Below are 12,945 nucleotides of genomic sequence, written 5' to 3' on the forward strand. Positions count from 1 at the left end.
CAGCCATGACAACGTCAGACATTCGTATCAATGAGGCCGGGCGAACGGAACCGACGCCGCTCCTGGAAATCCGCGACCTGGCCATTACCTTCAAAACGGGCAGCGGGGAGGTCCGTGCTGTCCGGAACGCGCATCTCAGCATCATGCCCGGTGAGACCGTAGCCATTGTGGGGGAGTCGGGGTCGGGTAAATCGACCACAGCCCTCGCAGCAATCGGCCTGCTGCCCCCCAACGGACGGGTGTCGGGGGGACAGATCCTGCTCGATGGCGAAGACATCGCGCAGGCAACCGAAAAGCGAATGATAGAACTTCGCGGCAACACGATTGGCATGGTTCCGCAGGATCCAATGTCCAACCTGAACCCGGTGTGGAAGATCGGCTACCAGGTCCGCGAGACATTGCGGGCCAACGGAAGGCCAGACGGTCCTGACGACGTGGCAACCGTGCTGGCCCAGGCAGGGCTGCCGGACGCGCATCGGCGGGCAAAGCAATATCCGCACGAGTTTTCCGGCGGTATGCGCCAGCGTGCGCTGATCGCCATCGGACTCTCGTGCCAGCCGCGGCTGCTGATTGCTGACGAGCCGACATCGGCGCTGGATGTGACCGTACAGCGGCAGATCCTGGACCACCTGGACACGATGACTTCGGAACTCGGAACGGCCGTGCTGCTTATTACCCATGATTTGGGACTGGCAGCGGAGCGTGCGGACAAGGTAGTGGTCATGTACCAGGGGCAGGTGGTCGAAGCCGGCCCCTCCTTGGATCTCCTGCAGTATCCGCAGCACCCGTACACAAGGCGCCTCGTCGAATCAGCGCCGTCGCTTGCCAGCCGGCGGATCCAGGCGGCGAAAGAACTTGGGGTTGAGGCGACGGATCTCCTGGCGCCGGCCGCAGAAGCGGCGGCAAAGGACCATGTCCTGCAGATCCGGGACCTGCGCAAGGTCTACAAACTGCGTCAGGGTATCGGAAAATCTGCGGATTTTGCCGCCGTCGACGGCGTGAGCTTCGACGTCACGAGAGGCACTACGACTGCGATCGTGGGGGAGTCCGGTTCCGGCAAATCCACTGTTGCCAAGATGGTGCTGCAGCTTGAAAAGCCCACTGATGGCACTATCCTGTTTGACGGCGTCGATACCTCGCTGTTGAAGGGGACGGAGCTCTTCAAGTTCCGTAGGCGCGTGCAGCCCATCTTCCAGGATCCGTACGGTTCGCTTGATCCGATGTACAACATATACCGGACCATCGAAGAGCCCCTTCGGGTTCACAAGATCGGAGATAAGGCCAGCCGGGAAAAGAAGGTCCGCGAGCTCCTGAACCAGGTGGCGCTGCCGCAGTCCAGCATGCAGCGCTTCCCGAATGAACTTTCGGGAGGCCAGCGACAACGTGTAGCCATTGCGCGTGCGCTGGCTCTCGACCCGGAAGTGATTATCTGCGACGAGGCGGTGTCCGCGCTGGACGTTTTGGTCCAGGCGCAGGTACTCAATCTCCTGGCCGACCTCCAGTCCAACCTGGGGCTCACCTACCTTTTCATCACCCATGACCTTGCAGTCGTCCGGCAAATTGCCGATCACGTCTGCGTCATGGAGAAGGGGCAACTGGTGGAGACCGGATCCACGGATGATGTCTTCGATTCGCCGCAGCAGGAATACACCAAGGCCCTGCTCAACGCCATCCCCGGGGCGCGCCTGACGCTTCCCCCGGAGGTGGCCTGACAACAGGACCCGAAGTTGAAGAAGCTGGACAGGAAAAGCTGAACTGCAGTGGAGCCGGTGCCCGGAAGGGCGCCGGCTCCTTCTGGCTTAACGGGCTATTCAGTCTCCGGGCCATCGGTCGCTGATGCTTTCAGCGAACCGGGCGTACCGCCAGGCTGCGCTTCGAGCTGCAGCTGCCGCAGCCGGCGTTCGAGCAGGGCGCCGAGCGAGCTGCGGCCGGCTGCGTTCATATGGACGGCGTCGTCGAGGTTCTTGGCCAGGCCGTACTTGGTCAGCCAGTCGCCCACCGCCACAAAGGGCATGCCATGCTTGGCCGCCACGGTCCCCAGGAGCGCGTCCACCTGGCTGCGGCGGCCACCGCCGTAATTGGCACCGCGTGCCAGCGTACCGATCATGGCCATCCGCGCGCCCGGGTAGCGCTCCTGGAGGACGGCGATCAGGCGGTCCGCATTCGCAACGATCTGTGCGTCGGTGGCACCTTGCGCCGCGTCGTTACCGCCGCCCTGGATAACGATCAGCGGGGGAGTCCCATGGGGAAGCTTCCAGTCACCCCGGTGCAGGGCGTCGATGTAGTTCCCGGTCTTGCCATTGGCAGCCACGAAGCCGGTTCCGCCGCGCCCGCAGAAATGAACCTTGTAGCCGACTGCGGCCAGGCCAAGCCGCGGCCAGCCGTCCGACGGTTCGGACTGCGAATCACCTATGAGGAGGGCGGTGTTCCCGATGTCCGGCACCACCACCTCGTCGCGGCCGCTTGCCGGGTTGCGGTAGAGGGAACCTGCCGGAAGTGTGGCAGGGTCAACGTCGCGCGCCAGATACTTCCCTGCCGCAGGCTTCCCCACTTCGGACGCAGCAGGTGGTTCTTGGGCCTGCCCGCAGCCGCTCAGGAGGACGCCGACGGCGATTCCAGATGCGACAAAGCGGGACAGAGCCGAGGCTTTTCGCATCAGTTGTTCTCCGGGCTGGCTTGAAGTATCACAGCCATGATGGGCCATCAAGTCAAGAATATCCAGTGAGTTTGCTCACAGCCCAAACGGGTCCGGACCTGAATCCGCGCCGGCGCGGAACGCCGCCAATCTTTTGATTTTTAGGCCAATAAATGGCTCAGCGGCTAGACTGGGGGAAGGTGCCCTGTGCTAAGGGACTAATCCGTCGTGCGTTCCAGTTGGAAATGTCGCGATACAACAGCTGACTTCACCACTGAATCGAGCCATTACGCATGTCTGAAACCACCACCAACACCGCGGTAGCCACTGCATCGCGCAGTGACCTGCGCAACGTCGCGATCGTGGCCCACGTTGACCACGGCAAGACCACGCTGGTCGACGCCATGCTCAAGCAGACCAACTCCTTTGCCGAGCACAACCACCTCGAGGACCGTGTGATGGACTCCGGTGACCTGGAGCGTGAAAAGGGCATCACCATCCTGGCCAAGAACACCACCGTGGCCTACAACGGACCGTCTTCCCATGGCGAGACCATCACCATCAACGTGATCGACACCCCCGGCCACGCCGACTTCGGTGGCGAGGTGGAGCGCGGCCTGTCCATGGTGGACGGCGTTGTGCTGCTGGTTGACGCTTCCGAGGGCCCGCTGCCCCAGACCCGCTTTGTGCTGCGCAAGGCCCTGGCCGCGCACCTGCCGGTCATCCTGCTGGTGAACAAGACCGACCGCCCTGACGCACGCATCGAGGAAGTCGTCCACGAGTCCATGGACCTCCTGCTGGGCCTCGCCTCGGACCTTGCGGATGAGGTTCCGGACCTGGATCTGGACAAGATCCTCAACGTTCCCGTGGTGTATGCCGCAGCGAAGGTAGGCCGTGCCTCCCTCGAGCAGCCCGCCGACGGATCCGCACCGGAGAACGAGGACCTGGAGCCGCTGTTCCAGACCATCATCGAACACATCCCGGCGCCCACCTACAACCCGAACGGCGTCCTGCAGGCACACGTCACCAACCTGGATGCCTCACCGTTCCTGGGCCGCCTTGCCCTGCTGCGTATCTACAACGGCACCCTGCGCAAGGGCCAGACCGTCGCCTGGGCACGCGCCAATGGTGAGCTCAAGAACGTCAAGATCACTGAGCTCCTGGCCACCAAGGCACTGGACCGTGTTCCGACCGAGTCCGCCGGACCGGGCGAAATCGTGGCTGTCGCCGGAATCGAGGAGATCACCATCGGTGAGACCCTGACCGACGCCGACAACCCGCAGCCGCTGCCGCTCATCACCGTGGACGATCCCGCGATCTCCATGACCATCGGTATCAACACCTCGCCGCTGGCCGGCAAGGTCAAGGGCGCCAAGGTCACGGCCCGCCAGGTGAAGGACCGCCTGGACAAGGAACTGATCGGCAACGTCTCCATCAGGGTTCTCCCCACCGAGCGTCCCGACGCCTGGGAAGTCCAGGGCCGTGGCGAGCTCGCGCTGGCCATCCTCGTTGAGCAGATGCGCCGTGAAGGCTTCGAACTGACCGTCGGCAAGCCGCAGGTTGTCACCAGGACCGTCGACGGCAAGATCCACGAGCCGATGGAACACATGACCATCGACGTGCCGGAGGAGTACCTCGGTGCCGTCACGCAGCTCATGGCCGCCCGCAAGGGCCGCATGACCAACATGGCCAACCACGGTACCGGCTGGTGCCGCATGGAATTCATCGTTCCGGCCCGTGGCCTGATCGGTTTCCGGACGAAGTTCCTCACGGACACCCGTGGCGCGGGCATCGCAGCCTCCATCTCGGAGGGCTACGAGCCCTGGGCCGGCCCCATCGAGTACCGCACCAACGGTTCCATGATCGCCGACCGCGCCGGTGTTGTGACGCCGTTCGCCATGATCAACCTGCAGGAACGTGGATCCTTCTTCGTCAGGCCCACGTCCGAGGTCTACGAAGGCCAGATCGTCGGCGAGAACTCCCGCGCCGACGACATGGATGTGAACATCACCAAGGAAAAGAAGCTCACCAACATGCGTGCTGCTTCCTCCGACACCTTCGAGAACTTGACGCCGCCGCGCGACCTGACCCTCGAAGAGTCCCTCGAATTCGCCCGCGAGGACGAGTGTGTTGAGGTGACCCCGGAATCCATCCGCATCCGCAAGGTCATCCTGGACAGCAACGAGCGTTCCAAGGCCAACCGCGCCCGCGCCAAGGTCTAGTCGAGTTTTGTCCGGATAAAGGCACCGTAATGCGGTTTTGCACGCTTTATCCGGACAAAAACTCCTAGGTGTTCAAAAGCTGCCGGTACGGCGGGTGGATTTCCGCCGTCGTGCCGGCAGCTTTTCTTTTCGCTAGCGGGAGCGCTTCAGCCCTTGTGGGGGCCGCGCGGCCGGCGCCGCTCCGGCGCGGGCGGCACTTCCTTAGCCGCCACCACCAGGTCCAGGGGAATTACGACGTCGGCCTGCCGGGTGCGGACGGTGCAGTCGTCGTCGTTTGTTCCCGCCAGAAACCCGAGCGCGTCGGTCAGCCCGCCGCCGTCGATCCGGTACCGGACCACCACTCGGGTTCCGGGGGCAGCGGCTGCCAGGAATTCCCGGGGCGAAGGCGCGGTCAGACTCACCAGTTCATACTAGGTGGCCCACTAGGTTCGCGGGAACGGGCTGGGAGATAATAGGCTCAGAAGTCAACAGTCCGGGCATAGTGCCGGATGCAAGATCCGGCGGGTCGCCGGAACCAACGTGGAGAGGCAAGGGACGTGACGTACGTAATCGCGCAGCCGTGTGTAGATGTCAAGGACAAGGCATGTATTGAGGAGTGCCCCGTCGACTGCATCTACGAGGGTGAGCGTTCGCTGTACATCCATCCGGATGAGTGCGTCGATTGTGGTGCCTGTGAGCCTGTGTGCCCCGTTGAGGCCATCTACTACGAGGATGACACCCCTGACGAGTGGGCCGACTACTACAAGGCCAACGTGGAATTCTTCGACGATCTGGGCTCCCCCGGGGGTGCCGCGAAGGTCGGCAACACGGGCAAGGACCACCCGATGATCGCGGCCCTGCCGCCGCAGAACCAAGACAACTGAGCCGGGGGTCCCGGTGACCGCAGCGGTGAACAGCTTTGGCCTGAGCCTGCCCGACTACCCGTGGGAGGCCATGGCACCGTATCTGGCAAAGGCTTCGGAGCACCCGGGCGGGGCCGTGAACCTGTCCATCGGCACACCGGTGGATCCCACCCCTGTACTGATCCAGGAGGCGCTCAAGGCTGCCGCGGATGCCCCGGGATACCCCACGGTCCACGGCACCATCCCGTTGCGGGAAGCGATCGCTGCCTGGTTCGAACGCCGCCGCGGTGTTCCAGGTCTGGATCCGAGAAACGTCATGCCCACAGTGGGTTCCAAGGAACTGGTGGCGTGGCTGCCGCTGCTGCTGGGGCTGAAGCCGGACGACGTCGTCGTCCGGCCTAAAGTTGCTTACCCCACCTATGACATCGGCGCCACCTTCGCCGGCGTTACGTCGGTGGCCACCGACCACCTTGACGAACTTGATGACGACACGCGTTCAAGGGTCCGTCTGGTCTGGGTGAATTCGCCCGGGAACCCCACCGGAAGCGTCAGGGACGTTGAATCACTCAAGTCCCTCGTGGCGCAGGCCAGGGAACTGGGGGCCGTGGTGGCGTCCGATGAATGCTATGCCGAACTGGGTTGGGGTACCTGGGACCTCCAGCGCGGCGGCGAGCCCGTGCCCAGCATCCTGGACCCCCGTGTTGCCGGCGGCTCACACAAGGGCCTGCTGGCCGTGTATTCGCTGAGCAAGCAGTCCAACCTTGCAGGCTACCGGGCCGCGTTCGTCGCCGGCGATCCCCGCATCATGGCGAACCTCGTCAACAGCCGCAAGCACGCTGGCATGATTGTGCCCTACCCCGTCCAGGAGGCAATGCGCGTGGCCTTGAGCGACGACACGCATGTCCAGGCCCAGAAGGACCTCTACCGCAGCCGCAGGGAACGCCTCGTGCCGGCCCTGCAGCAGTTCGGACTGGACATCAAGGAGTCCGACGCCGGGCTGTACCTCTGGTCCACCGCGGGCGAAAGCACCTGGGACACCGTGGCGCGCCTGGCAGACCGGGGAATCGTCGTGGGTCCGGGCGTCTTCTACGGTGAGGCAGGCAGCGGATTCGTGCGTGTTGCATTAACCGGAGCTGACGAACGGATCGACGCCGCGGTGTCGCGTCTGGCGACGGCTCCGTAACAATCGTGTGACTCGCGCCACAACATAGGCATTTTAGGGCACATAGGAGCGACGCGGATTAGTGACACCCGCCAAGGACCGGGTACTTTTTAAGTGACTATCAATGGTGGCTTTCTACAAGAAGGCAGCCCGGGTGTTGGAATCCTGTGCTTACAGGGTCAGTGCGCGGCTCACCGGATGTTGGATCAAGCTTTCGACAGAGGCCCAGACGCCTCATGAGGAGACTCCATGACTGAGACCAACAGCGCAACCCTGCTCCACGCAGGAGGCGAGCTAAAGCTCCCGCGCATCCAGGTTATTGAAGGAAACGAAGGCTATGACGTTTCCAAGCTGCTGAAGCAGACGGGCGCAGTCACCTTTGACCCCGGCTTCATGAATACCGCAGCGACCACCTCGGCGATCACCTACATCGACGGTGATGCGGGCATTCTGCGTTACCGCGGATACCCCATCGAGCAGTTGGCGCAGCACTCCAGCTTCCTCGAGGTTTCCTACCTGCTGATCTACGGCAACCTGCCGAGCCCCACCGAGCTGGAAGACTTCGACCAGAAGATCCGCCGTCACACGCTGCTGCACGAAGAGCTCAAGGGCTTCTTCAGCGGGTTCCCGCGGGATGCTCACCCGATGCCGGTACTGTCCTCAGCCGTGTCGGCGCTGTCCACGTTCTACCAGGATTCGCTGGACCCGTTCAATGCCGAGCAGGTGGAGGTCTCCACGATCCGCCTGATGGCCAAGATGCCGGTCATCGCCGCCTATGCGCACAAGAAGTCCATCGGCCAGCCAATGCTGTACCCGGACAACTCCATGAACCTGGTGGAGAACTTCATGCGCCTGAGCTTCGGCCTTCCCGCCGAGCAGTATGAAGTGGATCCGGTCATCGCCAAGGCGCTGGACCTCCTGCTGATCCTGCACGCGGACCACGAACAGAACTGTTCGACCTCCACGGTGCGCCTGGTGGGTTCCTCCAACGCGAACCTGTTCGCATCGGTCTCCGCCGGCATCAACGCGCTCTTCGGCCCGGCCCACGGCGGCGCCAACGAAGCCGTACTCAAGATGCTCCGCCAGATCCAGGCCGACGGCACCAAGCCGGAGGACTACATGGAGAAGGTCAAGAACAAGGAAGACGGCGTCCGCCTCATGGGCTTCGGGCACCGCGTCTACAAGAACTATGATCCCCGCGCCAAGATCGTCAAGGCCACGGCCCACGAGATCCTGAGCAAACTCGGCGGCAATGACGAACTGCTGGATATCGCCATGCGGCTTGAAGAGAAGGCCCTCAGCGATGACTACTTCATCCAGCGCAAGCTCTACCCGAACGTGGACTTCTACACCGGCCTCATCTACAAGGCCATGGGGTTCCCGGAGAAGATGTTCACGGTGCTCTTCGCCATCGGACGCCTGCCGGGCTGGATCGCCCAGTGGCGCGAGATGATCAGCGACCCGAACACCAAGATCGGGCGTCCGCGCCAGCTCTACATCGGTGAGCCGGAGCGCGATTACCCCGTCCGCTAGGGCCCCAGACTGATACCAACTGAATTAACGACGGCGGCCGCTCACCTGCGAAGGTGGGCGGCCGCCGTCGTTCGCCTGCCGAGCAATGGATGTCAGGAGTTGTAGCCGAGGGGGTTGTTCTTCTGCCAGCGCCAGTGGTCCTCGCACATCTGGTCCACAGTTTTGGTGGTGGACCAGCTCAGGTCCGCCAGTGCTGAGGCGGCATCAGCCCAGAATGCCGGCAGATCTCCGGCCCGGCGCTCTGTGATCTCGTAGGGGATGGGTTGGCCCACGGCCTTTTCGAACGAGCGCAGCACCTCCAGCACGGAGGAGCCCTTGCCTGAGCCAAGGTTCCAGCGGAAGACGCCTGTCCGGTCCGCCACATGGTTCAGGGCCGCCACGTGCCCTCCAGCGAGGTCCACGACGTGGATGTAGTCCCGCAGGCATGTTCCGTCCGGCGTGTCATAGTCGCCGCCGAACACCATCAGTTTCTCCCGCCGGCCTACAGCGACCTGGGCAATGAAGGGCACCAGGTTATTGGGAATGCCTTGCGGGTCCTCACCGATGCGGCCGGACGGGTGTGCGCCGACAGGGTTGAAGTACCGGAGCAGGGCGATGTGCCAACGGCTGTCAGCAGCGCCAAGATCGGAGAGGATGTCCTCTATCTGCTCCTTGGTCCGGCCGTACGGGTTGTTGGCGCCGATTTCCATCTTTTCCACGTAGGGGATGGGGTTGTGCTCACCGTAAACGGTGGCCGAGGAGCTGAAGACGAGGGAGCGGACGTCGTGGCGGTCCATGACCCGAATCAGGTTCAGCGTGCCCACGAGGTTGTTGTAATAGTACTTGAGCGGCTCGCGGACGGACTCGCCCACGGCCTTCAGGCCTGCGAAGTGGATGACGGCATCAATGCTGTTGGCCGCAAAGACGGCATCCACTGCGGCCTCGTCCACAAGGTCCACGTTGTGGAACTGGGCGGTTTTGCCGCTGAGCTCAGCTACGCGGCGCAGCGACTCCTCGCTGGAGTTCACCAGATTATCGATCACCACCACGTCGTGGCCGGCTTCCTGCAGAGACAAAACAGTGTGGGAACCGATATACCCGGTGCCACCCGTGACCAGAATTTTCATGCCTCCAACGCTATCCCACTTACCACCTGAAACGCCCCGGCATTCCGGATGCCGGTCAGGTGGTTCCGGAAACGCTGCAGCGGGAGCACTGCATTAAGGCACATGTGTGCTAAAAAATAGGGGTGCCCAAAATCGTAGATGCCGAAGCCCGGCGCGCGGAAGTTGTTGAGGCAGTTCTCAGGATCATCGCCGTTGACGGGCTTGAGCGGGCGTCGCTGCGCGAGGTGGCCGACGAAGCGGGCCTGGCGGTGGGCTCAGTCAGGCACTACTTTGCCGGCAGCGAAGAACTCCTCAGCCATTCCTTCGCCGCCGTAGTCGACGGTATCATCGTGCGGCTGGCGGACGCGCTGGCGCGGATGCAGGAAGAGGCTCCCGGCACGGTGGAGCATCACGAGGCGGTTTTAACCCTGCTGGGTGAACTGCTGCCGCTGGATGAGCGGCGGGCCGTGGAATTGTGCGCCTGGATGGCATTCAAGAACGCCGCGAGAATACGCCCGTTCCTCGCAGCTGTTGCCGACCGTAGCCATCGAATGGTGGCGGCCATCTTCGGCCAGGTGATCACCGCCCTGGTGGCAGACGACGGCGAGGGGCAGCAGGGCCTGGTTGTTGAAGCTGAGAGACTCCTGGCAACCTTGGACGGCCTGTGCATGCATGCCCTGCTTCAGCCCGGGTGGATGACAGCGCAGATGTGCCGCGACGTCCTTGAACGGCACCTCGCGGGCGTGGCGGCAGCTCCTGCCGTTAACGTAGGGGAGCATCGGGAATAGACTGGGAGCCGGGGAGCGGATCCGGTAATCAAGCCGGTACTGTCAGGCCACGGGAGGAAATGGAATGCATCACACAGGCGGTTCCGGCTGGCAGATAACCATGGACACATCCGGCCCTATGATGATTGCGCTGTATGTGCGTGACGCCGCCGGACTCGACGGTGCAGGCCGTCCGGCGCTGTCGCATGCCGCTCCAAAAGTCCACCATGCGGACCACGCCCATCTCACTGCCGAAGTAGGCGGGCTCAGCGCGCTTAAGACCGAATGGGAAGCATGGTGGGAGCAACTGCTAAAGGCCCACCCCCAGATGTCGCCGGAGCTCTCGCCTCCCGAGTTTGGGGCCTTCGGGAACTCACCTGCCCTGCAACGGGTCCTGCAGGCGCATTTCGGGTCCGCCCTGACATGGGTTCGGGAGCGCCGCAGCGAATATGCCGAGCTGGAAGCCGAGCGGGTGGCCAGCGGCTCCGACCAGCTGCTCGACGACATGGTTGACGACCGCCTGATGGAGGTTGGCCGGAGTTCCCGCGACTTCAACCTGACCATTATCGAGCTGCCCCTGAACGAGCAGCGCGCGTGGTACCTGGAACCGGACAAGATCATCATGAGCCACGACCTGATGTCCCAGCCCGAGCTGTTCCGGAGCTACGTCCAGCCCGTCGTGGAAATGCTGGTCTGAGCGGCTTCCCCGCAGCGGCTTCGCCGGAGCGGCTCAGCCGGCCGCTGAAACCGGCAATGGTGCGACCGTAATCCGGACTTGGCCGTCTACCCCCTCCGAGTCCTGCCAGCCGTCCCGGGTGAGCCGGTTCCAGCTTCGTCCGTCGACGTCCACCTTGGTTACCGCAAAGCCCTTGGCATTGGTGACGGCCCATTGCGCCACCGACCATGCCTGGCCGCCGCTGGCCTCCACGACCAGTGTCTGTCCCTCGGTGGCCATCCCCAACGCCCCGTAGGCCTGCGCGAGTTCCGCGGCTATTGCCGCCGGGTCGCCCGGATCCTCGGGTGTCCGGAGCGTACATTGCACTGCCCCCGGAGTCTGGCCGGAGAGCCCGGAAGCGAAGGAGCGCCCCATATCCTCATGTTCTTCGTAGGCTCCGGGGTAGGCCGACCGCTGCACGCGCTGCGCCGCGTCGGTGATCTCCAGCGACTCGTAACCGGGGATCTTCACCAGGGCATCGTAGAACGCGTTGGCAGCGTAATAGGGGTCCATGACCTGGGCCTCAGTTCCCCAGCCCTGGGAGGGACGCTGCTGGAACAGCCCGCGGGAATCCGGACCTGCCTGGTCTCCGTGGCCAATGTTGCGCAGCTTGGATTCCTGCATGGCCGTAGCCAGGGCAATGCTGGCGGCACGCGGCGGAAGCCCCCGCTGCACCGCGACCGCGGTGATCAGGGACGCGTTGACAGCCTGGTCCGTGGCGAGTTCCGCCGACTGGGAGCCCACCACGGCCGTGCAGCCCTCCGCGACCAGGGTTTCAGAGCGCTGAAGGAATGCGACAGCGGTGTACACCCCGCCTCCCACGAGGGCGAGGGTGAGCACCAGTACCGCGAGTCGCCGCATGCCACGTCTCTGTGCCACGGAGGGTCAGTTGGAGTGCAGGGCGTCGTTGAGTTCCACAGTCTGGCCCTTGCGGGGCAGGACTTCCACTGCGCCGGTGGTGGAGTTGCGGCGGAACAGAAGGTTGGGTACGCCGGACAGTTCCACGGCCTTGACCACTTTGGTGGTGTCCTCGCCGTCCGGGTCCTTCGGGCCAACCACACGCACGCGGGTTCCCGCCGTCACGTACAACCCGGCTTCCACCACCGAGTCATCGCCGATGCTGATGCCGACGCCGGAGTTTGCACCAAGAAGGACCCGCTCGCCGATGGCGATCTTTTCTTTCCCGCCGCCTGAGAGCGTGCCCATGATGGACGCGCCGCCGCCGACATCGCTGCCGTCGCCGGCCACAACGCCTGCCGAAATGCGCCCTTCCACCATGGAGGTGCCCAGCGTGCCGGCGTTAAAGTTCACAAATCCTTCATGCATGACGGTGGTGCCCTCGGCGAGGTGCGCTCCCAGGCGGACACGGTCGGCGTCGGCAATCCTGACGCCGCTGGGGACCACATAGTCCACCATGCGCGGGAACTTGTCGACGCCGTAAACGGTGACCGCGCCGCGCCGGCGCAGCCTGGCCCGGGTCAGTTCAAAGCCGTCCACGGCAGCCGGGCCGAAGTTCGTCCATACAACGTTGGGGAGCTTGCCGAAGACGCCGTCCAGATTGATGGAGTTGGGCCGGACCAGCCGGTGGGAGAGCAGGTGCAGCCTGAGGTAGGCATCAGCGGTGTCGGCCGGGGGCTCGTCGAGATTGATCTGGACGAAGACCACTTTCTGCTCTGTTCCGCGGTCCGGGTCCGCGCCGTTCTCGGCAATCTGGGCCAAAGCTTCATCGGCGTTCTCAACCGCGCGGAGGTTTTCCGCTGCCGCCCCGAGGGCTGGTTCCGGGAACCAGACGTCAAGGACAGTTGCCTGGCCGTCGGCCGTGGCAATGGTGGCCAGCCCGAAGCCATAAGCGGAACGGGCTTCAGCGGTTGCGTTCTGGTTTTCGGGCGCAGCGGAGGTAGCAGTCTCAGTCATGGCCCCAGTCTATCGAGGGTCGGGCATGGGGTTCGAACTAGACTGGCATCGTGACTGCTGAAACCGCCTC

12 protein-coding genes are annotated in these 12,945 nt (G+C 63.7%); 7 read left to right on the top strand and 5 right to left on the bottom strand.

Going from position 1 to position 12,945, the window contains the following annotated elements; all coding sequences use genetic code 11:
* The first annotated feature begins 5 nt into the window (after positions 1 to 5).
* Positions 6 to 1,712: a dipeptide ABC transporter ATP-binding protein gene (locus QFZ30_RS05070; RefSeq protein ID WP_307074065.1), complete on the top strand. Its 1,707-nt coding sequence runs from the start codon at positions 6 to 8 to the stop codon at positions 1,710 to 1,712.
* Between the two features lie 95 nt (positions 1,713 to 1,807).
* Here the strand turns inward: QFZ30_RS05070 and QFZ30_RS05075 are convergent, their stop codons facing one another.
* A complete protein-coding gene (locus QFZ30_RS05075) occupies positions 1,808 to 2,656 on the bottom strand; it encodes an SGNH/GDSL hydrolase family protein (protein ID WP_307074067.1) in 849 nt (282 codons plus the stop codon).
* Positions 2,657 to 2,928: 272 nt separating this feature from the next.
* Between QFZ30_RS05075 and typA the strand changes: the two genes are divergently transcribed.
* On the top strand, positions 2,929 to 4,857 hold the full coding sequence (gene typA / locus QFZ30_RS05080; RefSeq protein ID WP_307074069.1) for a translational GTPase TypA: 1,929 nt from the start codon (positions 2,929 to 2,931) through the stop codon (positions 4,855 to 4,857).
* Between the two features lie 146 nt (positions 4,858 to 5,003).
* Here typA and QFZ30_RS05085 read toward each other — a convergent pair whose 3' ends face one another.
* Entirely contained in the window at positions 5,004 to 5,258 is a 255-nt protein-coding gene (locus QFZ30_RS05085; protein WP_307074071.1) for a putative acetyltransferase, read from the bottom strand.
* A gap of 135 nt (positions 5,259 to 5,393) precedes the next feature.
* On the opposite strand from QFZ30_RS05085, the gene fdxA reads away from it, so the two are divergent.
* The 3 genes from fdxA to QFZ30_RS05100 all read left to right on the top strand — a co-directional run bounded on the left by fdxA (position 5,394) and on the right by QFZ30_RS05100 (position 8,394).
* Entirely contained in the window at positions 5,394 to 5,720 is a 327-nt protein-coding gene (fdxA, locus tag QFZ30_RS05090) for a ferredoxin (protein ID WP_307074073.1), read from the top strand.
* 13 nt (positions 5,721 to 5,733) lie between these two features.
* On the top strand, positions 5,734 to 6,882 hold the full coding sequence (gene dapC, locus QFZ30_RS05095; protein ID WP_307074075.1) for a succinyldiaminopimelate transaminase: 1,149 nt from the start codon (positions 5,734 to 5,736) through the stop codon (positions 6,880 to 6,882).
* 228 nt (positions 6,883 to 7,110) lie between these two features.
* Positions 7,111 to 8,394, top strand: coding sequence for a citrate synthase (locus QFZ30_RS05100; protein ID WP_307074077.1), 1,284 nt, complete (start codon positions 7,111 to 7,113; stop codon positions 8,392 to 8,394).
* 92 nt (positions 8,395 to 8,486) lie between these two features.
* Here QFZ30_RS05100 and galE read toward each other — a convergent pair whose 3' ends face one another.
* Entirely contained in the window at positions 8,487 to 9,500 is a 1,014-nt protein-coding gene (gene galE, locus QFZ30_RS05105) for a UDP-glucose 4-epimerase GalE (RefSeq protein ID WP_307074079.1), read from the bottom strand.
* A 122-nt stretch (positions 9,501 to 9,622) separates the two neighbouring features.
* On the opposite strand from galE, the gene QFZ30_RS05110 reads away from it, so the two are divergent.
* Both QFZ30_RS05110 and QFZ30_RS05115 read left to right on the top strand, forming a co-directional pair.
* A complete protein-coding gene (locus QFZ30_RS05110; RefSeq protein WP_307074081.1) occupies positions 9,623 to 10,267 on the top strand; it encodes a TetR/AcrR family transcriptional regulator in 645 nt (214 codons plus the stop codon).
* Between the two features lie 64 nt (positions 10,268 to 10,331).
* Positions 10,332 to 10,943: a hypothetical protein gene (locus tag QFZ30_RS05115; RefSeq protein WP_307074083.1), complete on the top strand. Its 612-nt coding sequence runs from the start codon at positions 10,332 to 10,334 to the stop codon at positions 10,941 to 10,943.
* Between the two features lie 33 nt (positions 10,944 to 10,976).
* Here QFZ30_RS05115 and QFZ30_RS05120 read toward each other — a convergent pair whose 3' ends face one another.
* Together QFZ30_RS05120 and dapD are read right to left on the bottom strand one after the other, a co-directional pair.
* The gene (locus QFZ30_RS05120) at positions 10,977 to 11,840 is read right to left on the bottom strand and encodes a hypothetical protein (RefSeq protein WP_444875968.1); all 864 of its coding nucleotides are present in this window, start codon (positions 11,838 to 11,840) and stop codon (positions 10,977 to 10,979) included.
* Between the two features lie 6 nt (positions 11,841 to 11,846).
* On the bottom strand, positions 11,847 to 12,875 hold the full coding sequence (gene dapD / locus QFZ30_RS05125; protein ID WP_307074087.1) for a 2,3,4,5-tetrahydropyridine-2,6-dicarboxylate N-succinyltransferase: 1,029 nt from the start codon (positions 12,873 to 12,875) through the stop codon (positions 11,847 to 11,849).
* Positions 12,876 to 12,945 lie beyond the last annotated feature (70 nt).

This window comes from Arthrobacter pascens (genome assembly GCF_030815585.1).
Taxonomy (GTDB): domain Bacteria; phylum Actinomycetota; class Actinomycetes; order Actinomycetales; family Micrococcaceae; genus Arthrobacter; species Arthrobacter pascens_A.